At 65.5% G+C, this 21,088-nt stretch carries 25 protein-coding genes and 3 pseudogenes; 13 read left to right on the top strand and 15 right to left on the bottom strand.

Annotation, left to right across the window (positions count from 1 at the left end):
• Both QOI01_RS17790 and QOI01_RS17785 read right to left on the bottom strand, forming a co-directional pair.
• The coding region (locus QOI01_RS17790; RefSeq protein ID WP_526383195.1) for an SLC13 family permease at positions 1-512 on the bottom strand (512 nt) is incomplete at its 3' end.
• A 153-nt stretch (positions 513-665) separates the two neighbouring features.
• Complete coding sequence (locus tag QOI01_RS17785; protein ID WP_526383193.1) at positions 666-1,325, bottom strand: GntR family transcriptional regulator; 660 nt, start codon at positions 1,323-1,325, stop codon at positions 666-668.
• Positions 1,326-1,460: 135 nt separating this feature from the next.
• Here QOI01_RS17785 and QOI01_RS17780 point away from each other — a divergent pair, with 135 nt between their 5' ends.
• The 10 genes and pseudogenes from QOI01_RS17780 to QOI01_RS17735 form a co-directional block, all read left to right on the top strand.
• Positions 1,461-2,225, top strand: coding sequence for an HpcH/HpaI aldolase family protein (locus QOI01_RS17780; protein ID WP_526383191.1), 765 nt, complete (start codon positions 1,461-1,463; stop codon positions 2,223-2,225).
• Complete coding sequence (locus QOI01_RS17775; protein ID WP_526383189.1) at positions 2,222-3,568, top strand: MFS transporter; 1,347 nt, start codon at positions 2,222-2,224, stop codon at positions 3,566-3,568. Before QOI01_RS17780 ends, QOI01_RS17775 begins: the two co-directional genes overlap by 4 nt.
• Positions 3,569-3,577: 9 nt before the next feature.
• Positions 3,578-4,399, top strand: coding sequence for a carbon-nitrogen hydrolase family protein (locus QOI01_RS17770; RefSeq protein WP_526383187.1), 822 nt, complete (start codon positions 3,578-3,580; stop codon positions 4,397-4,399).
• Positions 4,400-4,955: 556 nt separating this feature from the next.
• On the top strand, positions 4,956-5,210 hold the full coding sequence (locus QOI01_RS17765; RefSeq protein WP_526383185.1) for an aldo/keto reductase: 255 nt from the start codon (positions 4,956-4,958) through the stop codon (positions 5,208-5,210).
• A 30-nt stretch (positions 5,211-5,240) separates the two neighbouring features.
• The gene (locus QOI01_RS17760; RefSeq protein ID WP_526383183.1) at positions 5,241-5,984 is read left to right on the top strand and encodes an SDR family NAD(P)-dependent oxidoreductase; all 744 of its coding nucleotides are present in this window, start codon (positions 5,241-5,243) and stop codon (positions 5,982-5,984) included.
• Between the two features lie 51 nt (positions 5,985-6,035).
• The gene (locus QOI01_RS17755; RefSeq protein ID WP_526383181.1) at positions 6,036-6,905 is read left to right on the top strand and encodes an ABC transporter substrate-binding protein; all 870 of its coding nucleotides are present in this window, start codon (positions 6,036-6,038) and stop codon (positions 6,903-6,905) included.
• Positions 6,906-6,974: 69 nt separating this feature from the next.
• Complete coding sequence (locus tag QOI01_RS17750; protein WP_526383179.1) at positions 6,975-7,565, top strand: TetR/AcrR family transcriptional regulator; 591 nt, start codon at positions 6,975-6,977, stop codon at positions 7,563-7,565.
• Positions 7,566-7,675: 110 nt separating this feature from the next.
• Positions 7,676-8,389 (top strand): cysteine hydrolase family protein, encoded by a 714-nt coding sequence (locus QOI01_RS17745; RefSeq protein ID WP_526383177.1) that lies wholly within the window; start codon positions 7,676-7,678, stop codon positions 8,387-8,389.
• Complete coding sequence (locus QOI01_RS17740; RefSeq protein WP_526383175.1) at positions 8,379-9,389, top strand: aldo/keto reductase; 1,011 nt, start codon at positions 8,379-8,381, stop codon at positions 9,387-9,389. Before QOI01_RS17745 ends, QOI01_RS17740 begins: the two co-directional genes overlap by 11 nt.
• A 12-nt stretch (positions 9,390-9,401) precedes the next feature.
• Positions 9,402-9,569: pseudogene (locus tag QOI01_RS17735) on the top strand (malate:quinone oxidoreductase); the annotation flags it as partial.
• Here the strand turns inward: QOI01_RS17735 and QOI01_RS17730 are convergent.
• The 12 genes and pseudogenes from QOI01_RS17730 to QOI01_RS17675 all read right to left on the bottom strand — a co-directional run.
• Positions 9,521-9,744, bottom strand: a pseudogene (locus QOI01_RS17730) (MFS transporter); the annotation flags it as partial. The pseudogenes QOI01_RS17735 and QOI01_RS17730 overlap by 49 nt on opposite strands.
• A gap of 99 nt (positions 9,745-9,843) precedes the next feature.
• Positions 9,844-10,254, bottom strand: a complete 411-nt coding sequence (locus QOI01_RS17725; protein ID WP_526383197.1) for an allophanate hydrolase-related protein — start codon at positions 10,252-10,254, stop codon at positions 9,844-9,846.
• 69 nt (positions 10,255-10,323) lie between these two features.
• A complete protein-coding gene (locus QOI01_RS17720; protein WP_526383173.1) occupies positions 10,324-11,031 on the bottom strand; it encodes a GntR family transcriptional regulator in 708 nt (235 codons plus the stop codon).
• Positions 11,028-11,384, bottom strand: coding sequence for a hypothetical protein (locus QOI01_RS17715; protein WP_526383171.1), 357 nt, complete (start codon positions 11,382-11,384; stop codon positions 11,028-11,030). The genes QOI01_RS17720 and QOI01_RS17715 overlap by 4 nt, the downstream gene beginning before the upstream one ends.
• Positions 11,381-12,904, bottom strand: a complete 1,524-nt coding sequence (locus tag QOI01_RS17710; protein WP_526383169.1) for an amidohydrolase family protein — start codon at positions 12,902-12,904, stop codon at positions 11,381-11,383. The genes QOI01_RS17715 and QOI01_RS17710 overlap by 4 nt, the downstream gene beginning before the upstream one ends.
• A complete protein-coding gene (locus QOI01_RS17705; protein WP_526383167.1) occupies positions 12,901-13,788 on the bottom strand; it encodes a carbon-nitrogen hydrolase family protein in 888 nt (295 codons plus the stop codon). Before QOI01_RS17705 ends, QOI01_RS17710 begins: the two co-directional genes overlap by 4 nt.
• On the bottom strand, positions 13,785-14,588 hold the full coding sequence (locus QOI01_RS17700; protein WP_526383165.1) for an ABC transporter ATP-binding protein: 804 nt from the start codon (positions 14,586-14,588) through the stop codon (positions 13,785-13,787). Before QOI01_RS17700 ends, QOI01_RS17705 begins: the two co-directional genes overlap by 4 nt.
• Positions 14,585-15,478 (bottom strand): ABC transporter permease, encoded by an 894-nt coding sequence (locus QOI01_RS17695; protein WP_526383163.1) that lies wholly within the window; start codon positions 15,476-15,478, stop codon positions 14,585-14,587. Before QOI01_RS17695 ends, QOI01_RS17700 begins: the two co-directional genes overlap by 4 nt.
• A complete protein-coding gene (locus tag QOI01_RS17690) occupies positions 15,475-16,542 on the bottom strand; it encodes an ABC transporter substrate-binding protein (RefSeq protein WP_526383161.1) in 1,068 nt (355 codons plus the stop codon). Before QOI01_RS17690 ends, QOI01_RS17695 begins: the two co-directional genes overlap by 4 nt.
• Positions 16,539-17,447, bottom strand: coding sequence for an ABC transporter substrate-binding protein (locus QOI01_RS17685; protein WP_526383159.1), 909 nt, complete (start codon positions 17,445-17,447; stop codon positions 16,539-16,541). The genes QOI01_RS17690 and QOI01_RS17685 overlap by 4 nt, the downstream gene beginning before the upstream one ends.
• Positions 17,444-17,950, bottom strand: a complete 507-nt coding sequence (locus tag QOI01_RS17680) for a hypothetical protein (protein ID WP_526383157.1) — start codon at positions 17,948-17,950, stop codon at positions 17,444-17,446. Before QOI01_RS17680 ends, QOI01_RS17685 begins: the two co-directional genes overlap by 4 nt.
• A 144-nt stretch (positions 17,951-18,094) precedes the next feature.
• Positions 18,095-19,309, bottom strand: coding sequence for a DUF6880 family protein (locus tag QOI01_RS17675; RefSeq protein ID WP_526383155.1), 1,215 nt, complete (start codon positions 19,307-19,309; stop codon positions 18,095-18,097).
• Positions 19,310-19,481: 172 nt separating this feature from the next.
• Between QOI01_RS17675 and QOI01_RS17670 the strand changes: the two genes are divergently transcribed.
• From QOI01_RS17670 to QOI01_RS17660, 3 genes are all read left to right on the top strand, one after another.
• Positions 19,482-20,081 carry a DUF2510 domain-containing protein gene (locus QOI01_RS17670; protein WP_526383153.1) on the top strand — a complete coding sequence of 200 codons (600 nt, stop codon included), beginning with the start codon at positions 19,482-19,484 and terminating at the stop codon, positions 20,079-20,081.
• A gap of 117 nt (positions 20,082-20,198) precedes the next feature.
• Positions 20,199-20,414 carry an antitoxin gene (locus QOI01_RS17665; protein WP_526383151.1) on the top strand — a complete coding sequence of 72 codons (216 nt, stop codon included), beginning with the start codon at positions 20,199-20,201 and terminating at the stop codon, positions 20,412-20,414.
• On the top strand, positions 20,411-20,794 hold the full coding sequence (locus QOI01_RS17660) for a type II toxin-antitoxin system VapC family toxin (protein ID WP_526383149.1): 384 nt from the start codon (positions 20,411-20,413) through the stop codon (positions 20,792-20,794). Before QOI01_RS17665 ends, QOI01_RS17660 begins: the two co-directional genes overlap by 4 nt.
• Positions 20,795-20,831: 37 nt before the next feature.
• Here QOI01_RS17660 and QOI01_RS17655 read toward each other — a convergent pair.
• Positions 20,832-20,930 (bottom strand): annotated as a pseudogene (locus QOI01_RS17655) (hypothetical protein); the annotation flags it as partial.
• Between the last annotated feature and the right edge of the window lie 158 nt (positions 20,931-21,088).

The following is a 21,088-nucleotide window of genomic DNA, read 5'->3' as shown; positions in this document are numbered from 1 at the left end:
GCCGACAGCGCGCAGGTGATCAGGCCGAACGCGATGATCACCCCGGTGGTGGATGCTCCGACGCGCGGCAGCGCCAGAATGCGGAACGCAAATCGCCGGGCGAGACCATGCTTGAGCATCGCCTGGGCCAGGATGAACGCGCCGATGAACGTGAAGATCGTCGACGACCCGAACGGTCCGAGCACGTCGTCGACCGGGGCAACCCCGAGGAAGACCGCGGCGGCCACCCCGAGCAGCCCGCCGACCGGGATCGGCACCGCCTCGCTGATCCACAGCATGATGACGCCGAGCAGGATCGCGGCCAACACCTGCTGCTCTCGCGGGATGTCGACCGGGAGGACCAGGAAGACGACGGTGACCAGCGGCGCCAGGAACAGTCCTACGGTGCGACGGCCCTTCTCGAACCGCTCCTCCTGGGGCGACAGCTGCTGTTCGCCGAGGCTGCGGTAGGTGGCGTGGCCAAGCAAGGCCTTGTCGACGTCGGTTCGCTTGGCGGGGTTCTCAGTGGTCATGACGCGCTCCGTCCACCGTTGCTGTGGTCTACGCCACAGTCTCGATAGCGGATTGCCAATCCTGTAAGAAAGCTAAACATCGCCTGTGAGCCGCAGTGGAACGCACCGACCGGGTCATCCCCATCTTCGAGCTGTCGGGACGGTAGCCACCCGTCAACCCAGCGCCGCGGTGATCTCCGGGATCGGCCGTAGGTGTTCGTCGAGCAGAGCTGCCACGCCATCGACGTCGTTGTTGGCCAGCGCGCCGATGATGGCACGGTGCTGACGGTCGATCTCCGGAACGCGTTGCGGCCGAATTTGCAGGGCACGTACGGCGACGCGCTGCTGCCTGGACCGTAGTGCGTCATAGAGTTCGGTGACAATCGAGTTGCCGTGCGCATCGACGATCGATCGGTGGAACGCGCGGTCGAGCCGGGCAACGGTGAACCAATCGTGTTCCCGCCCCGCGTCTTCCATCTGTCCGGCCAACTCGTCCAGCTGGCGGGGCGCACCGGCGTCCGCAACACACAGCGCCCGCGCGGCATGCCCCTCGATCAGCCGTCGCGAGGCATAGACCTCTTCGAGTTCGCGCGACGTGACGGTGCGAACCTGGGCCCCCCGGCGAGGCAGGAGGTCGATGAACCTCTCGGAGTTGAGTCGATGGAACGCCTCTCGTACCGGGGTCCGCGAGGTGCCGACCAGTTCGGAGATCCGGACCTCGTCGAGGAAGCCGCCCGCGGGCAGCGTGCCCTTGATGATCTCGTCGCGCACCCACTCGTAGACCCGGTCGCGGGCCGACTGCGTGGTGCCCGACTCGCTGACGTCAACGGTCATGAACGCTCCTCTCGCTCATTTCACCGTACTGGACACAACAAGTACATCTTGTGTATACAAGAGATGTACACAGGGTGTGGCGCCCGCCACAGTGGGTAGTCATCCTCCATCGCCAGCCCAAGTTCGAGGAGAACCGTGGAAACGAATCGTCGCTATGCGGTGTGGCTGTCCGGGCCCAACGTCGCCGCCGCCGAAATCGCCCGCCAGGTCGGCTACGGCGCAGCCGTGCTCGACATCGAGCACGGCACCTTCGACCTCGCCGACCTCGAGCGCTTCATCCCCTTCGCCAAGGCCATCGGCCTGGAAGTCATCGCCAAAGTCCTTGGGCCCGAACGCGGCCCGATCCAGCAGGCGCTCGACTTCGGCGCCGACGTGATCGCCATTCCGCACGTGGAGAACGCCGCACACGCCGCGGTCGTGACCGCCTTCGCCAAGTTCCCGCCGCGCGGCGACCGCAGCTTCGCGGGTGGTCGTACGTCCGCTTACGGGGGATTCACCGACGATTGGGTACGCGAGCAGGACACAAAGACCCGTTGCTACCCGATGATCGAAGACGCCAGCGCAATCGAGCAGATCGAGGGCATTCTCGCCCTCGACACCGTCGACGGCGTGTTCGTCGGGCCGTCGGATCTGTCGCTGCGCCGGGACCGTGGGGCGTACTCCCGGACGGACGGTGACTTCACCGATCTGGCCCGCATCGCCGAGGCCGCCCGCAACTCGGGCAAGCCCTGGGTGCTTCCGGCGTGGAGTCCGGAGGAGAAGCGGTTCGCCGTCGAACACGGCGCCGACCAGATCGCCCTCACCATGGAGCACGGCGCCCTGATGGCCGGCTTCACCGCCGCCTTCACCGAGATCAGCGACCTCGATCATCACGCCATGCTGACGGGAGGCCGCTCGTGAACAACGTTGAGGCACAAGGCGTCACCGACGCGCCCGACACGTCAGTCCGCCCCACGGGTCGCTTCCGCTGGCAAATCGGCGGGCTCCTCGGCGCCGGAATGTTCGTCAACTACATCGACCGCGTGAATCTCTCGGTGGCCACCCCGGCCATCATGGACGACTTCCACATCAGCGCCGCGCAGATGGGTGTGGTGGCATCCGCGTTCCTGTGGACCTACGCCCTGCTGCAGATGCCCATCGGCACGATCATCGACAAGATCGGCGTGCCGTGGGTCAACCGCGTCGGCGTCTTCCTCTGGGCGATCGCGTCGTTCGCGTCCGCGGCCGCAGGCGGCCTCGGCATGCTGATCGCCGCCCGGCTGCTGCTCGGCGTCGGTGAGGCGCCGACCGTGCCAGCCGGCTGGAAGGCGATCGGCCAGTGGTTCCCGAAGCAGGAACGTGGCACGGCGACAGCCATCTTCGACGGCTGCGCCAAGATCTCCAACGTCATCGGCATTCCGATCATGGCGTTCCTGGTGTCGGTCTTCAGCTGGCACGCCGCGTTCCTGTTCACCGGGGCGCTCAGCCTCCTCTACCTCGTCGCGTGGTGGCTGCTGTACCGGACCCCGAGCCAGGCGGTGGCCGACGGCAAGATGTCCGCCGAGGAGCTTGCCTACCTCCAAGCTGGCGACGCGGAGAACGAGGAGAACCGCGGCGGGGGCTCGCTGCGCGGCGTCGGTCACCTGCTGCGCCGCCGCAAGACCTGGGGTTTGGCGCTCGGATACGCGTCCTACACCTACGCCTACTACGTTCTGCTGACCTGGCTGCCCGGCTACCTCAAGCAGGAGTTCGGGGTGAACCTGCTCCAGGGTGGGCTGTACTCGATGATCCCGTGGCTAGTCGCGGTGATTGCGCAATTCCTCATCGCCGGCCTGCTGATGGACTGGTGGGTGGCGCGCACGGGTCAGGTGACCAAGGTCCGGCGCATCGTGCTGGTGGTCAGCATGCTCGCCGCGCTGGCCGTCACCGGCGCCGCGTACGTCGACACCATCGGACCTGCCATCGTGTTCATCTCGATCGGTGCTGCGGGACTTGCCGTTTCGGTGCCTGCGGGTTCGAGCATCGTGTCCTTGATCGCGCCCGAGGGGTACACCGGCACCCTCGGCGGTATCGTCAACTTCATCGCCAACCTGATCGGCATCGCCGCGCCGATCGTGACGGGGCTGGTCGTCGACAGAACCGGGTCGTTCGCCGGCGCGTTCATCGTCACCGGCGTGGTACTCCTCGCCGGAATCGTCTGCTACACCGTCGTTCTCGGCCGGATGGACCGCATGGCCCCGCCGCCCGTCGCTACTGAAACATAGGAGGTTCCCATGGTCGTCTGCTCCGTCGCCCAGTTCGCGCCCGGTGAGGACAAATCAGCCAACCTGTCGACGATCCGTCGCCTGGTGTCCGCGGCGCGGGCGCAGGGGAGCGAGCTCGTGGTGTTCCCCGAGTACTCGATATTCACCGTCCCCGTGATGGACGAGCGCTTCCTCGCCTCGGCCGAGCGCCTCGACGGCCCCGTCGTCGCCGAACTCTCGGCGCTCGCCGTCGAGCACCAGATGGCGATCGTGTGCGGCATCAACGAGGCCACCGATGAAGGCACCCGCATTCACAACACGCTGCTGGCCATCGACGCTTCCGGCGACGTCGTCGCTACCTATCGCAAGCTGCACCTCTACGACGCGTTCGGTTACACCGAGTCCAGCCTGGTCAGCCCGGGGGACATCGAACCGCCGCAGACCTTCACCGTCGGCGACCTCCGCTTCGGCCTGCAGACCTGTTACGACCTGCGCTTCCCCGAAGTGACGCGCCGGCTCCTCGACGCCGGAGCGGACGTGGTGCTGATGCCGTCCGAGTGGGTGCCCGGCCCACTCAAGGAAGACCACTGGACGACGCTGCTGCGGGCCCGCGCCATCGAGAACACCGTCTACTTCGCCGCGGCCGATCAGTGCGGCAAGTCCGGTGCGGGCAACAGCATGATCGTCGACCCGATGGGAGTCGTCCTCGCGTCCGTCGGCGAGGAGGAAGGGCTCGGCACCGCCACGCTCGACCCCGCCCGCATTGCGCGGGTGCGGGAGAAGAACCCGGCAATTCGGTTGCGGCGCTTCGCCGTCGTCGCGGCGACGGAATCGGTGACGCAGCTCGCGTGACGTCGGCCCTGCGTGTCAGGAGCTTGGCGACAGTGCGGTTGCAGCGCCGCTGAGATCACACGTGGCGGCTGATGAAGGCCAAGACATCAGCGGCGCGAGCCAGCCGGGACCGTCGTTGGGACGCACCATGTCTGGTCCGCGCGCGATCCAATCGCGAAGCATCTGGCGACGTTGGTCGCTCGTGAATGACGTCGTCTTCACCACCTGCTGAGGCTACGGCGACGACGGGCTCCGGCGGCGACGGGCCAACGGGAACGACATCAGTCGGTCAGCCCCGTGACTCTCCGCAAGTGACCGGGGCGTTCTACGGGCGCGGGCGCACACCACGGCGCATCATCATTTCGTGGGCCGCCTGACGACCAGGTCCCACTACCACCGAGGAGACCACCATGACTCGCACGGACGACCCGAGCCAGGGGCAAGCGTTCCGCGATGCCAGAATTCCGCTCGCTAAAGGTGCCGGCGCGATGCCCGTCGTCGGATTCGGCACGCTGATCCCGGACCCCGTCGACACTCGAGACGCCACGAAGACTGCACTGAATGGGTTTCCGAGACCGTGGCAGCGGCACGGATCAAACCCGCCGTCGTGCAGGTCGAGTCGCATCCCTACCTCCCGGAGTGGGAACTGCTCGACTTCTGTCGGGACCACGGGATCGTGCTGTTGGCCTTCGCCCCATTGGGGCACGCCATGACGCCGAGTGTGCTGCAGGACCCGGTGATCACGGAGATTCAACATGCCATCACCACCAACGTCCGGTTCAACTCCGTCGTGCAGACCGGAGTCCCCGGATTCATTCCCAAGGTCCAGTGAGATGACCGCGACGACGAGGAGGCACCGCCGATGACTCAGGTAGCAGTGATCACCGGGGCTAGCCGGGGAATCGGTGCGGCCACCGCGTCGGTGCTCGCGGAGCGCGGGTTTCGGGTGGTCGTCAACTACCGCTCCAGTGCCGCTGAGGCCGACGAAGTGGTCAAGGCCGTGAGCGCCGCCGGCGGTGAGGCCGTGGCGATTCGCGCCGACGTCACCGACGTCGACGACGTGACGGCGATGGTGAGCGAAACGGAACGACGATGGGGGCGGATCGACGTCGTCGTGCACAACGCCCTGATCCCCTTCGACGTCACCTCGTTCACCGACCTGACCTGGGAGCAGCTCGGCGGCAAACTCGACCGCGAGATGCACGCCGCGTTCCTGATTACCAAAGCCGTTGTGCCGAGCATGATTTCGCGCAACTACGGTCGGCTGATATACCTCACCACGGGATTGTCTCGGCGGCCCCGCGACGGGATGATCACCCTGGGCACCGCCAAGGCGGCCCTCGACCAGTTCGTTCGATACGTCGCACTCGAGTTGGCGCCGCACGGCATCACCGCGAACCTCGTCGCGCCTGCCACCGTCGACGAAACGAAGGTGATCGAGCAGTTGTCGGCCGACCAGATCGGCCATCTCGGCGCTACCAACCCGATGGGACGCCTCGTCCGTCCCGAGGAGGTAGCCAGGACCGTGGCCTTCCTGGCAAGTGAGGATTCGGGTTTCACCACCGGCCACTACCTCCCGGTCAACGGTGGCCTCTCGATGGACTGACACCGACTGGACCGCCATCGACGTCACCACATCGGAAGAGGAGTCTCGCCAATGCATACGATCGACCTGGCCTTTGCCGGGCATGGCATCCACGAGGAACTAGTCGCCTACGTTGCCGACCAGGAAGGGTATTACGAGGACGAGCACGTCCACGTCGCCATCCGGGACGGTGTCCACTGGCCGACGGAACGTCTGCGCCGCTGTGCGACGATCGGTCTCGGCCGTTCGCTGTTGTCGCGACTGACCGATGACATCGACTGGACGGTGCTCAGCGTCAACACCCACCGTCCGCTGTTCTGGTTTCTCGGCAGCGCCGAAGTGACGTCGATGGCGGATCTTCGCGGGCGCCGCCTGGCGGTCCACGCCGCCCAGACGGCACCCGGGTGCTTCGCCCGAATCGTCCTGCGCAAGCACGGATTGGATCCCGACCGCGACCTGGAGTGCGTGGCGCGCGATCCAGGGGACTACCAGATGGACCTGCGCCGCCTGCGCGACGGTTCCATCGACGCCGCCTATGTCGGCAGCACGCTCTCACCCGAACAGGTCGCGCAGGAAGAAGGATTCCACCTGTTGGCGTGGGTCGGCGACCACTTCCAGATCCCGACCGTGGGGGTCGCGGTGGACCCCGTCCACACCCCACTGGACGATCCTGCGCTGCAGGCCTTGGTGCGGGCCAACGAGCGGGCGCTTCTAACCCTGGCCGAGCAGCCGAAGTTGGCCGTCGACTACATCGCCGGATTCTTGAACCGAGTCACCCACGATGAGGCGAAGCAGTACTACGAACGCTACATCGGCCCGTACTTCACCGCAGACGGTCGAGTCGACCTCGACGTCGCGCAAAACGCCATCGCCGCGGTCGCGGCCGAACTCGGCGTCGCGGCGGTAGACGCCGACACGGTCTACACGGCGCCGTCGGCATGACGGTCGACGCCCGCCCGCCGCTCCGAACGACCCGCAGAGATAAGTGACCAGTCGGCTACTATCGATGGAATGCCGCGGCCTCCGAACCCAGACGTGCGTCGTCGCCTGCTCGCCGCAGGGCTGGGCCTCGTGCACCGACGCGGTTTCGCGGCCAGCGGCGTCAAGGACATCACCGACTCGGCCGGGGTGCCGAAGGGGTCGTTCTACGCGTACTTCGCCAGCAAGGATGCGTTCGCCGCGGCGATCCTGGAGCACTATTGGGCCGACATCGAGCAACGGATCCTTCCGATTCTCGACGCCGACGGGCCTGCGCAGGAGCGGATCACCCGCTTCTTCCACGTGCTCGCCGACGAACACGAAGCGGGTGACTTCCTCCTCGGCTGCTTGATCGGCAACCTGTCGCTCGAACTCGGCGGTTCGAGTGACGCGGTTCGCGACGAGCTCGCCAGCATCCTCGACCGCTGGGACGCTGCCGTCACGGCATGCGTGCGTGCCGGCCAGCATGACGCGGGTGGCATCCGGGCGGATCTCGAGGCAGGCGAACTCGCGGCCATGCTGATCGAGGCATGGGAAGGTGCTGCGCTGCGCGGCAAGGTGACCAGGAGTCGCGCGCCGTACGCGCGATTCGAAGCGGTCACCGTCGCAGCAATGCTGCGCTGATCAAAGCCCCCTAGTAAGCGGGTGAGCTGCGAGTCATTGTTAATAGACGACCGGTCACATATGATCAATCCCGACAGCTCATCACCACCCCGACCGGAGGATCGCCCGCAATGACAGACCCGACCATCTACGCCGAACCGCTGAACCCCGCGCTACCTGCCTCCGGCTTCGAGCTCGATCTCCCACGTGCCGCTCTCGTCGTCACCGATCCCCAAATCGACTTCCTCAGTCCGGAAGGCGTGTCGTGGTCGGTATTCGGCGACAGCATCCAAGAGAACGGCACGGTGGCTCACATCGGCGAGTTGTTCGACGCGGCGAAGCTCGCGGAAATCACCGTCGCGGTGTCGCCGCACTACTTCTATCCCACGGACGCGCAATGGCGGTTCGGCGATCCGCTCGAGCAGTTCATGGGAGGGGTCGGCATGTTCGGGCGCCAGGGCGCCTACACACTGGACGGCTTCGCGGGCTCCGGCGCCGACTTCCTCCCCGACTATCAGCACCACATCCACGACGGCCGCACCGTGATCACCTCCCCGCACAAGATCGTCGGTCCGGAGTCCAATGACCTCGTTCTGCAACTGCGCAAGCGCGGCATCAACCAGGTCATCCTCGCCGGGATGGCCGCCAACCTGTGCGTCGAAGGCCACCTGCGCGAACTCGTCGAGCAGGGCTTCGAGGTCGTCATCGTCAAGGACGCCACGGCGGGCCCACGGCTGCCCGAAGGCGACGGCTACCTCGCGGCGCTGGTCAACTTCCGATTCCTTGCCAGCGCGGTGTGGACCACCGCAGAAGCCGTCCACTTCCTCAAGGGAGGTGACCGCTGATCACGCCCTTCGCCGCGCACCCGACCACCAACCCATCAGCAAGGAGTTGAAGAACATGACGACGATCGACGATCCACGGCATCACAGGTTCGCCTGGAACAACGGCGACGGCGCGATCCCGGCCCTCGGGTTCGGAACGCTGGTCTCCGATAGCAGCAAGACCCGCAACGCCACCACGGCCGCCGTCGAGGTCGGCTTTCGTCACCTCGACTGTGCCGAGCGGTACCGCAACGAGGCCGAGGTCGGCGCAGCGCTCACAGACCTGCTCGCCAGCGGCACGATCCGCCGCGAGGACCTGTTCGTCACCACGAAGCTGTGGAACAACAACCATCGACCCGAGCGGGTCAAGCCCGCCCTACAGGCCAGCCTGCGCAAGCTCGGTCTGGACTCGGTCGACCTCTATCTGGTGCACACCCCATTCGCGTTCAAACCCGGCGACGACCAAGATCCCCGGCACCCGCACGGCGCCATCGTCTACGACGACGGGGTGACTCTGGAGGAAACCTGGACGGCCATGGAAAACCTTGTCGACGAGGGACTCTCGCGAGCGATCGGTCTGTCCGACATCGACGTCGAGGGCACTAGAGAGATCATCGACACCGCCAGGATCAAACCGGCGGTCGTCGAGGTCGAATCCCACCCGTACCACCCGCAATGGGGCCTGCACCAACTGTGCCAGACCGAAGGCATCGTTCTGCTGGCGTTCGCGCCGTTGGGGCACGCGCTGCAGCCGCGACTTCTCGACGACCCGCTCATCGTGGAGGCGAGCGAACAACTGAGACAGACGCCTGCGCAAGTGCTTCTCGCCTGGGGCATTCAACGCGGCACCGCGGTTCTGACGTCGTCGGTGACGCCTGCCCGCATCGCCGAGAACGTCGACATCGATGCGCTTCCCGAGGACGTCGTCCGAGCGATCAACGAGCTCGACACGAGGCACCGGTTCAACTCCGTCGTCGACGCCGGCGAGCCCGGATTCCTCGAAGTGCCGCAAGGTAGTTGAGGGGCTGACGAGATGACCAAGACGGACGTCGTCCTGATCGGCGCCGGCATCATGAGCGCCACGCTTGGCACGTTGCTGCGACTGGTCGAACCCGACTGGTCGATCACCCTGATCGAGCGGCTGGACGGCGTAGCGGCGGAGAGCAGCGACCCGTGGCACAAGCCGATGACGAACAACAACGTCAGCAACACGGTCGGGGTGGTCAACCCGGCGCCCGTCAACGAGGCGAGTAGACCCACGCCCGCGGTCATCCCCCTGGGGTGGCGATGAGCAATCGGCGCCGGTCGATCAGATCTGCGAGGACGCCCGACGGCAACGCCAGCAGCATTACCGGCAGCGTCGTTGCGGTCTGAACCGACAGGTTGGCGGCTGCGTCACCTCACCTGCCTGATCAACGCCGATGGACGCCAACCGGGCGACACGCTCGAGCAGGAGTTCACCGGCGACCTGCAGATCACAGACCGAGGAGTGCACTGGTTGCGGAATTCGCCAGGAGATGCGCTTGGTAGGCCCGAAAACCGCCGAAGTCGGCTATGTCGACGACCTTGTCTCCGAGGCGAATTCGTTCCGGCTGCAGAATCATTGCCCGGACCGTCGATCCGTCTGCCAATTCGATCGAACCGATCTCCAACTCAGCGGGCTCCTGCGGAAGCAGGACGTCGAAGAGCAACTCGTCGGACATCTCGTACAGCTCACCGACGATGGCTGCTCCGTCGCTATCGACCGGAAACAGTCCGGGGAACTCGTCGCGGATCGCGAAGAGCCGAAAGGCGGGTGCCGTGGTGGCCGGGCCGATGAAGCGTGCCAGACCGGCGATCACGCCATGGTCCTTTTGTCCGGACATGGCGGTGCCGTTGAGAAACATGTGTTGCACGGAGGAACCTTTCATTGAAAATCAATGGCGTCGTGGTACTGAAAATCACTCGTGTTTCGGTCAGGACAGGACAGTGCCGGTACTGGCCCGTTGAGCGTCGTCGGCGCTGCGCCGCACGTGTGCCTCGGCGGCAGCCACCGCCCGGCTGACATCGCCGCATGACAGCTCGGTGAGTAGCTCCTCGTGCTGTTGGACCGCGGGCAGGGTGCCGGCCGGATCGCGATAACTCAGTTCGGCCGCCACGTCCAGGCATTGCAGCAGATAGTTGTCCAGAAGCCCGGCGAACCGACTGCCGAACGCAATCCGGTATATCGACGTGTGGAAGGCCAGATGAATATCGCCGAATTCCTCTGATCCGGTGCCGAATTCTTCAATGGCCGCACTCATCGCGACGATCAGCGACCTGGGTTGGTCCCACTGTTCGGGTTTGGCCCGCTCGCACGCAAGCCGGGCCGCCAGCTTGTCCAGTTCGGTGCGTACGAGGAACAGATCTTCGATCTCATCGGGGCCGATACCGCGTGACCACAGGCCACCCGGGGTGCCCCGCGCGACGAACCCATCGCTTTCGAGGCGGCGCAGGGCGTCGCGGACCGGCGTTCTGCTCACCCCCAGCTGGGCGGCCAACTCAGTCTCCACCAGGTGGGTGCCCTCGGGGATGCGACCACTGACCAACGCGTGCCGCAACGCGCGATAGACGTGTTCGTATGTCTTGCGGCGCGTTTGGGTCGGCAACGAGCGGATTGCCTGCAGGCCATCGTTGTCAGTCATCTCGCACCTTCGTCTCGCTGCTGTTGGCCACTGGCGTCTCGCGCAATGTAGCGCCCGGAACCGGGCTTGCCCGTGAAGACACCGTTGTCCACTATCGCCCGGCCCGCAGCGATCACCGTCCGCACCGCGCACCACTGAGTCGCCACCCAAGTTCCGGTCGCGTGCGTCCGTGCCACGACGGGTTGGTGCATCCCACCTGGTAGCAGATAGCAGCCGGCGGCGTCGATGACGTGGTCGGCCGGGATATCCAGCGCCGCAGCGATCATGGTCACGGTGTCCTCGGCGACGAAGACATCAGCGGTGTAGTCGTCTGCCGCCGTCACCACCCGCGCGCCCTTGACCAGAAGGCTCACAGCGCACCAACCCAGGCACGTTCGTCACCGCTGAAGCGGTTGATGCCCATCGGTTCTTGGCAGCAACGCCGATAGATGTCGCGGAAGTACGGTTCGAACACGCGGTTGATGTCTTCTACCTTCGCGAATCGCTGCAGGTATTCGCCGCCGAGTTCCCGGATCTCGTCCAGTACGGCTTCCTCATCGATCAGCAGACATCGACCGTCGCGCATCACGACCTGACCGTTGACCCACACCTCGGTGATCGATTCGCCGTTCTCGACGTAAACCAGATGCTGGGCAATGTCGTTGACGGGTGTGAAGTTCACCGATCGCAGATCCAGCACCACGAGGTCCGCTTTGTAGCCGGGGGCGATGGCACCGACCTGCGAGCCCAGCCGTGCCGACACGGCGCCGCCGCGGGTGGCTGCCCACAATACTTCGTCCGCGGTCGGCCATTTGGTGTAATCCGGTTGGGTCACTTTGTGCAGCAGCGCAGCAGATTTCACGACGTCGAACATGCGTGCCGAATCGTTGGTCGACAGCCCGTCGGAACCCAGGCCCAGGTTGACGCCCGCATCCAGTAGTGCCCGCCAAGGCGCGATGCCCGAGCCGAGCTTGAGATTGGAGATCGGGTTGTGCGCCACCGAAGCGCGGACCTCGCCGAGACGGGTGATGTCGCTGTCGGTCAGCCAGATCCCGTGCGCCAGGGTCGCTCGATCGCTGAGCACTCCGAGCGAGTCGAGGTGTTCAACGAGGGTGGATCCGTAGAACTCGCGCCCGGTGACGGCCTGCATCTTGGTTTCCAACACGTGCACATGAAACGTCGTGTCGTACTCGCGGGACAGCTCGTTGGCCGCGATGAGCAGATCGTCGGTACACCGCTGCGGGCCGCTCGGCGCGATCACGTACCGCAGTCGGCCGGCGCGCCCGTCGTAGCGGGACAGCGCCTCCTTGCTGGTCGCCAGGTACTCCTCGATAGTGCGCGGGTGCACCGCCCGGGCCTCGGCGAGCAAGTCCGCGGGCAGCACCTCGTCGATGAACGGTATCGAGTCGATGTAGGGCCGGTTGACGATGTTGCCAGAGCAATTGGCCCGGATGCCGATGTCCTCGTAGCCGCGGAACACCGCGTCCAGTGCCGACAGACTCTGGGTGGGCATCTCTATGACGTCGTCGAGCAAGCAGGTGGCGCCGTTGCGCAGCGATTCCAGACCGACCAGCAGGGTGCGCAGATACACCAGCCGGTCCGACATGGGTTCCAGGCCGAGGATCGGATAGGCCAACAACATCCACAGTTCCAGTGGCAGATTGTCGTAGCGGCCCTTGAATAGCGCCTCCCACGAGTGGACGTGGGAGTTGACCAGGCCAGGCATGAGTAGTCGGTCAGTGCAGTCCACCACCGATGCGCCATCGGGTGCCTGCAGGTTCGGCCCCACCGCGTCTATCCGGTCGTCGACCACGAGCACGTCGGCTCGGAACGGATCGCTGCGGTGCTCGTCGTCCATCGCGACTACGAGCGCGTTGCGGAAAAGCGTTGTCACAAAATCTCCTTGGCGCTGGGAAATAGATCAGTGCGGCGGTGCTCGAAGTAGCGCAGCGCCCGTCGGGTCTCGGAAAGGGCACCCAGGTCGAGTTCGGCGAGCAAGAGCCCCGGTCCGGCATCGCGGGACCGGCGGGCGATGAGCTCACCGTCAGGGCCGACCACGCATGACTCGCCGAAGTTGTCGATCGGGTGCCCGCCAACCCATTCGACGCCGACCTTGTTGGCGGCGATCGCGAACACCCCGTTCTCGCGTGCGTGCGTACGTAGTTCGGCGTGGAAGAACTCGACACTGTCGCTGCCGCTGCCGGCAACTGGGATCGCCACGAGATCGGCGCCCAGGGCGCGTAATTCGCGCCAGGGTTCGGGAAATCGGCGGTCGTAGCACATCAGCACGCCGAGCCGGTACCCGCCGAGCGAGTGCACGCCCAGCCAGTCGCCCGCCGTGAAATGCGCCGGTTCATCGAACCCTGGGGCCGGGGCATCGCCGACCGGCAGGTGCATCTTGCGCGCCACGGGGTGCGCCACCCCCGATCGATCGACTGCCGGCGCGAGGTTGCCGTGGTCGACGACCACAGCCGAGTTGTGGAATGTGCCTGCGGCCGAGTCCGTTTCGAACAAGGGCAGGATGACGGCGATGCCAAGTTCCGCCGCCAGCTCGGCCAACCGGTCGGATTGTGGTCCGGGTACGGGTTCAGCCCACTCCTGGTACGCACCGGTTGGTTCTCCCGCGAAGTACGGTGTGGTGGCAAGCTCTGGAAGTACCACTAGATCCGCCCCTGCAGCGGCGGCTTCCGCGATCGCGGCCTCGACCACTTCGAGATTTTTCTCGCGATCGTTTCCACATGCAGGTAGCTGGGCCGCGGCGACGACGACCACGGTCACGCACGGGCCCTTTCCTGCTCGGCGAAAGCACGATCGACCTCGTCGGCCAGTAAGTCGACGAGGTGGTCGTGCAACGCGTGGTAGCCCGTCGAGCGAGGATCGCGTGGGCGTTCCAACTCGACGTTCACGATGGCCTTGATACGCCCGGGGCGGGCAGTGAACACGACGATCCGGTCGGCTAGCGCCACCGCCTCGTCGATGCTGTGCGTCACGAAGACCACTGACGCGCCGCTCTCGTCGCGCAGTTGCGCGATGTAGTTCTGCAGCTTGGCCCGGGTCTGCACGTCGAGCGCCGCGAAAGGCTCGTCCATCAGCAGCACCCGAGGCCGCATCGCAAGCGCCCTGGCGATGGCAGCCCGCTGGCGCATGCCACCGGAGAGGCCGTCGGGATGGTGGTCGGCAAAACCGCCAAGGCCCATGGTGTGCAGCAGATCTCGGGCAATATCGCGGCGTTCACTCTTGGGGACCCCGCGCAACTTCAGCCCGAATCCGACGTTGTCGGCCACCGACAGCCATGGGTACAACGATGACTGCTGGAAGATCATGCACCGATCCGGCCCGGGTCCGGTCACCAGCTCGCCGTCGGCTTCGATCGATCCCGACGTCACCGACTCCAGACCGGCGATCATCGACAGCAACGTGCTCTTCCCGCACCCGCTGGGCCCGAGTATCACAACGAATTCGCCCGGGGCGATATCGAGGTTGATACCGTCCACCGCAGGGACTCCCGGACTGGTGTGAGCGAATGTCTTGGTTACGGCGCGGCAGCTCACCGTACCGGTCACCTGCTCGGCCGTCACTTCACGCCTCCGTTCGTCATCGGCTGCCACCACAGCAACCGGTTCTGAAGCTGCCGAAACAGTACGTCGAGCAGGAATCCGCTCAAGCCGATCACTGTCATTGCGAAGAACACCAGACTGGCGTTGAAAGTGTTGCGTGCCAGCATTACCACCTGACCGAGTCCGGTTCCAACGCCAACAGCTTCTGCGAGGAGTACGACCATCCACGCGGCGAACAGATTCATCCGCAGGCTCTGGAGAATTCCTGGGAGGACCGACGGCAGCATCACCTGTAGCAGAATTTGCCGTCTGGTGGCGCCCATGGTGCGAGCCACGTTGATGTAAGTGGCCGGAACGTCGTTGATGAGACTGATGGTGGCGAGCGTCATGACGAAGTACACCCCGATGAACACCATGAACACCGCCGGTGCATTGCCGATACCGAATAGGAATATCGATACCGGCAGCCATGCGATGGGGGATATCGGGGCCAGCAGCGTGACGCTCGGCAGAACCAGACCCCGCACCACGCGGAACTGGCTGATCAGTACTCCCGTGATCAGGCTGGCGACGAACCCCAGGACGAGGCCCGCGAGCACGCGAAGCACCGTCGCCATGACCGTCGACAGCACCGCCACCACAGGTGACGCCTGCTGGGCACCGATCCTCGAGCTGTCGAAAAATTTTGCCTGACTACTGAAGTCGCGCAAGAAGATGTGCGGCGGGGGCAGCAGAAGCTCGGGAGCCCAGCCCAAAGCCCAGGCTAGCTCCCAGATTCCGGCAAATAACGCGACCGAGGCTACCCACCAGCCGGCCGCTGTCGCGGCGCGACGAAAGCGGCGTGGGCGCGGACTGTTTCGCTTCTCCGAAGGTGCCCGTACACCGATGCCGGCAGCAGTGGTGACGCTCATGCGGTCTTTGCCTTCAGCGAGTCGTAGAGAGCTTGGTTCTCGGCGACCACCTGCTCGAGCAACGACCAATCGAAGACTTTCTTGTCGGGCAGGGCCTTCAAGTAGCCCAGGTCTTTCATGCCGACTGCGCGGTCGAGCATGAACTGCGCCTTGGAGCGCTGGTCGACGATGTTGGGCTGTTTGGTCGAGGCGTCGAGAGCGTCTTCGAAGCTCGTCTTGAAATATGTTCCCACGGTGTCCCTCACTGCCGACTCGCGATCCTGCTCGGCCTGCTGCTGGGCGACGAACAAACCCTTGATGACGGCTTTGACCGCACTGCGATTCTCCGTGAGCAGCGGATTGCGGACCGCGAGCACACAGTCTGTGTAACCGGGACCGTAGACGTCTTTGCCGTCGGACAGTTTCACTGCGCCGGCGCGTGCTTTGAGAGCCTGCGTCGCGTAAGGCTCGATGTGACACATGCTGTCCACCGACCCACTGATGAACGCCTGTGCGAGTTCTGGTGATGTGCCGAAGTACCGCACCTGTATGTCGTTGAACGACAGGCCTGCCTTCTGCAGATAGTCGTACGGCAACATTTCCAGGGTGTCGGCCTGGAACGTGCCCAGTGTCTTACCGGCCATGTCTGCAGCGGAGTTGATACCCGACTGCGCGACGATCGAGCAGCCTTCCACACCGCCTCCCGCGACGATCGTCACGGGTGCGCCTGCGTCGTAAAGGGTCATGAACTGGGTGTAGGGGATCAGTGACATGTCGACCTGCCCGGCGCCGAACAGCGTCACGATGTCGGCGTTTGTCGGGGTGACGACGAACTCGACTGCGGTGCCGTCGGCTTTGGCAAGATTGCGTTCCTTGACGAGGAACATGCCGAGGTTGCAGAACCCGGTGCCATGCGTGGCCTTCAGTGTGGTCACGCCCCCGGCGGTACTGGCGGTGGTCGCTGGCCCGGTACCAGAACAGGCCGATAGCAGCCAGGACGGAATGGCAACGGCGGCACCGGCGACGGCCGCACCCCGAAAGAAGTTGCGACGGTCCAGCGATGGGATGTTCAGCTTTTCGGTCATCGGGCGGTCTCCTTGGCGGTTCCTGCGTAGAGCTCGTCGTTGAGCAGGTCAAAGGTCACGGCGCCGGCAGGCGGCGCGGCGTCGTCGGGCACGAGACTTAGGGAACGCAGGCTGTCCCAGCGCCCATAGACGGCGGCGGTCAGATCGCGGATGTCGACTCGGGAAGGCTGGCGTGCGACGGCGGCGATGAGTTCCTCGGGTGTGAATCCGGGGTAGAACTCGGCGGCGTGACGGACCGCGGAGGATACGTCGGCGCGGATGAGCTCCTCGGCACGCAGCATGGCCCGAATGGCGGCGCGCACCTGCTCGGGTCGCTCGCGCAAGAACTTGGCGGATACGACGAGAGTGGTATCGGGGAAGGGGTTTCCCCAGAGCTCGGTACCGTCGGAGAGCGCGTAGGCCCCGGCAGCACGGACTCGGCCGGCGAACGGCTCGGCCAGCGACAGTGCGGCCAATTCCCCTGCGTGCCAGGCATCGATGGCGTCGGTGAGCACATCGAAGTAGCGCAGCTCCACGTCTGTCATGCGAAGGCCCGCCGCGGCCAGCACATCGTGCAGCAGCACCTCCATCGGATCGGACCGGAAGGTGCCGACGGGTTGGCCGGCGAGCGATGCGGCGTCCACGACCGGCTCCCGGGTCAGTATGGAGATTCCCATCAGGCCGCTACCGGCCACCATGACCGGCGGATCGGGCCGGAAGGCATCGATGAGCGGCTGCGTGAACGCGGCGGTCCCGAGGTCCGCCGCGCCGGAAGCCAAAAGAGCTGCGGTGGAGGTGATGTCGTCGAAGTACGGGGCTTCAACGTGTAGACCTTCCGCGGCGAACAGACCTTCGCCGACGGCCACGAACAGTGGCAGGTTCGACAGTGAACAGCCGTGGGTGAGAACGAGTCTGTCGGAGCTCATGCGGCACACCCCGCGAGATGTCCGTCGTTCGCAAAGGTCAGCGGTACGGTCGCGAGTTCGGTCCGCACGACATCCCACCCGGGCGGCGGCTCCAGCGCACCGGCGACCACAACGGTGGTATGGACGATCAGGTCCTGAGCGCCGGGAGCCGACAGCAGGGCGAGGGCGTCATCGAAGGTGATCGCAATGACCGGTCCACCCAGATCTGCATGCGTGTCGACTCTGATGTCGACGCCGGGCATGGCGATCCAGCCGGAAGCCAGTTCGGGATGGTCACTCGAGGCGACCGCACGACCAGGGGTCAGCGTTCGCAGAGCAGTGCGCACCGGGCCCGGCACGGTCGGATCGGCAGGGTCAACCGCGATGAGGTCAATCTTCGCGCCGCAGCAGGAGTAGCGATTGCCCGCGGCGATGTGCAGACGTCGACTCAGGACGGATTCGAGCAGGTCAAAGGCATGATCGGGGGCTGCACCTGGCATCTCCAACACGGAGACGCGGGACACTGTGTCCTGTATACAACGCATGATGAGCATTAGATTGGGGCAGTATTTCGAGAGTGTTACCCCAATTGGCTACTTGCGTTAACGGTTCAGCAGGTGCCTGTTCGGGGCGGGGTGTCACCGGGACCGCATTGCGCGTCGACAGCGTCAGGGCAGTCCGGCCCGATCGAACTCCTGTTGCAGCCGCGGGCGACGGCGGTACCTGTCGCGGAGGTCGGCAATGAGCTCGTCGACCTCCACGGACTCGCTCGACCCCGCCGCCAGCTTGCGCATCTTCTTCAGCCGCCGTGCGGCGCTGCGGTAGTTCCTTGCGTCGGCTTCGGCCAACTCGCCTTCGACCAGCTCGGTGTGGATGGGCAGCACGGCGAGGGGATCGAGCTTCTCGTACGCCTTGACCAGGTCACTCCAGGTCCGGGCATCGGCCAGACCGAGACTGTGCGCCAGATTCCATGCCAGCGGAACGTCTTTGAGCGAGAGTTGCGCGAAGAGCACCGCGTCGCGCGGGTGCGGGGCGAGACGCTCGAACACCTCATCCTCGTAGTCCGGCCAGGCCACACGTGCGTCCCGGTAGAGATGGCCCGCGGTCGTCGACGACGGCCAGCGGCGGAATACGTCGACGCGCGCACCCAGTAGCTCGTCGGCCCGGTGTTCGGCCAGCAGTTCGCACCAGTAGTCAGCGGCCCGTCGAGCCTGATGACCATCGTCGAAATCAGTGGCCTGCTTCGCCCAGTCGATCGCGGCATCGATCTCTCCGATTTCCATGAGCGCCGTCGCCGTGTCCTTGAGCCATGCGGCGACGCGTCGGTCCCGGGCGTGGGTGCGGATGATGGCGTCGACGTCCCTGTCGAAAACGGCCAGGCGCTGAGCGTTCCACTCCAGGCTGACCCGCGCATGCGAGAACTGGTTTTCGGCTGTCCGCGGACCGAGGGCTGCCGCGCGTTCGTCGAGCTTGACGCGGTATGCGGCCATGCCATCCGGGCCCAGAGCAGGGGCGTAGGCGACCGGGTCGATGGTGAAGTAGTCGCACTCGTCGTCGAACTGGAACTTCACCATCCAGTCGACGAGTTTGGTTGGCGCCGGGCGGGATCGGGCCGCCATGACCGGGTGAAGCTCGAGAAGGTCGTAACAGGCGTCGCCGATGATTCCGCTGGAGTCATCGGCCCGCATGATCACCTTCAGCGCTGACGCGATCGCCCGTTGAGTCACCGCGAACACTTCGGCGGGGTCGTCGTCCTCGGCGGCTTGCCGCAGGATCGCAACGGCCTCGTGCATCCGGGCCCCGTGCGCGTCGGCGATGTTCCACCGCCAGACATCGGCCCGGGTTCTGATGAGGGGGAGAACGGCGTCGGCGAGAGCGGTCACAGGGCTCATCATGGTGACGGCCGGTCCCAGGCCGCAAGCACATTGGCATCCGGGTAGGCGATATCGGTGCCGCCAGCTCGCAGAGCCTTGTCGGTGGCCCGTGTCATTCTCATCGACTCGGGTGAGAGCGCATGCGATGCACAGCGATGACCCCCTATGGAAGGAATCGGCAATGGAAGATCGGAGCACTCCAGCGCCCGGCTGGTATCCGGATCCGGGTGGCCAGCCCGGACAGCGCTACCACGACGGTCAGCGGTGGACCCAGCACTTCGTGCCCACGCCGCCGACCGTCCCGGCGCCCGCGGCGCCTGCGGTCGCGGTGGCGGTATCCACCGGCGGGGGAACCAATCACGCCCTACACCTCGTGCTGACGTTGCTGACTTGCGGGCTGTGGCTGCCGATCTGGATCCTGGCAGCCCTCTTCGGCGGCGGATCATCGTCCTCGGTGGCCGTCGGCACCGGTGCGGGCGCCATCGCACGAGCATCCAACCGACGGCCCCTGATGGTGGCTGCGGTGCTCGGTGGATTGTTCCTCCTGGGCACCGCCGCCGAGCACCCCTGGCTGCTCGTCGTCCTGGCGGTTCTGGGGATCCTGGCCGGGTTCGGCTTCTGGGCTCTCAAGTCCGCGCAGACGCGCGACGAGCAGCAGCGCCAGGAGCAGTTTCATCGGGGCATAACTGCTCACCGTGCCGAGTACGAAGACCAGCTCTACCGGGAGGGCGATCCTCGTGGAACCCATGGCCAGTACGTGCCACCACCGGAATCCTTGTGAGACGACGATGGCGCCGACGGTCGACGTTGATGAGCGCAGATGCGTGGAAGACCTTGCCCGCCCTGGCGTGCTAGCAGATTGCTAGCACAGCGCGAGCTATTCGCATACACTCTCGGCATGCGAACTCTGCATTTGCGCAATGTGCCCGACGACGTGATGAACCGGCTCGAACGGCTGGCGCGCGCAGCGAGCACATCGGTTACGGCCGTGGCCATCCGGGAGCTCGACGCTGCGACGCGCAGGGTGGACAACGCCGCGTTGATCGCCACCCTGCCCGACCTGGACATCGCGGCCGACGCGATCGCTGAGCACATCGACGCCGATCGCAGGTGATCGTTCTCGATGCCTCGGCGGCGGTGTCGGCATTGCTGAACGACGGTGAGGCCCGCCGCCTCGTCGCCGCCGAGACCATTCACGTCCCACATCTCGTGGATACCGAAGTGGTGAGCGCAATGCGACGACAGGTTCTCGCCGGACACTTGATGGCCGAGGATGCGCACCACGCCATGGATGTCTGGAGACAGTTGGGGCTGATCCGCTACGCCGCACCGCCGCTGCTGGAACGCGTCTGGGAACTACGAGACACCGTGACCCCATATGACGCAACGTATATCGCGCTGGCCGAGAATCTCGGCTGCGCGCTGACGACAGCCGATGCGCGGTTGGCCAGGGCAAGCGGTCCGCGCTGCGCCATCACGGTCGTGCCCCGGTGAACACGCCTCCAACTGGTCGCAGGTCGTCGGCCGACGGCTACGCCAACCCGAGCGCTGCGCGTAGCCGGTCGGCGTCCATGCCCCCGCGGGTGGCCTCACGGGCGGGGAAGGTGTTGAGCTGCTTGGCCAACTCGGCGGCCTCGTGGGTGTCAGTCAAGCGGCGAAGCCTAGGCTGCGCTCAGCCCAGCGGAGCGAGCGGATAGATGATCTTCGCCTGTGCCGAGTCCGGCGGCGCGATTGCCTTGATCTGCCCGCCTTGGATCTGGACCAGCATCGGGTCGAGCGCCGTGTTGT

It is taken from the genome of Mycobacterium sp. (assembly GCF_032162605.1).
GTDB lineage: Bacteria > Actinomycetota > Actinomycetes > Mycobacteriales > Mycobacteriaceae > Mycobacterium.
The sequence above is the reverse complement of the archived record's forward strand: the minus strand, read 5'-3'. Positions and strand labels throughout refer to the sequence as shown.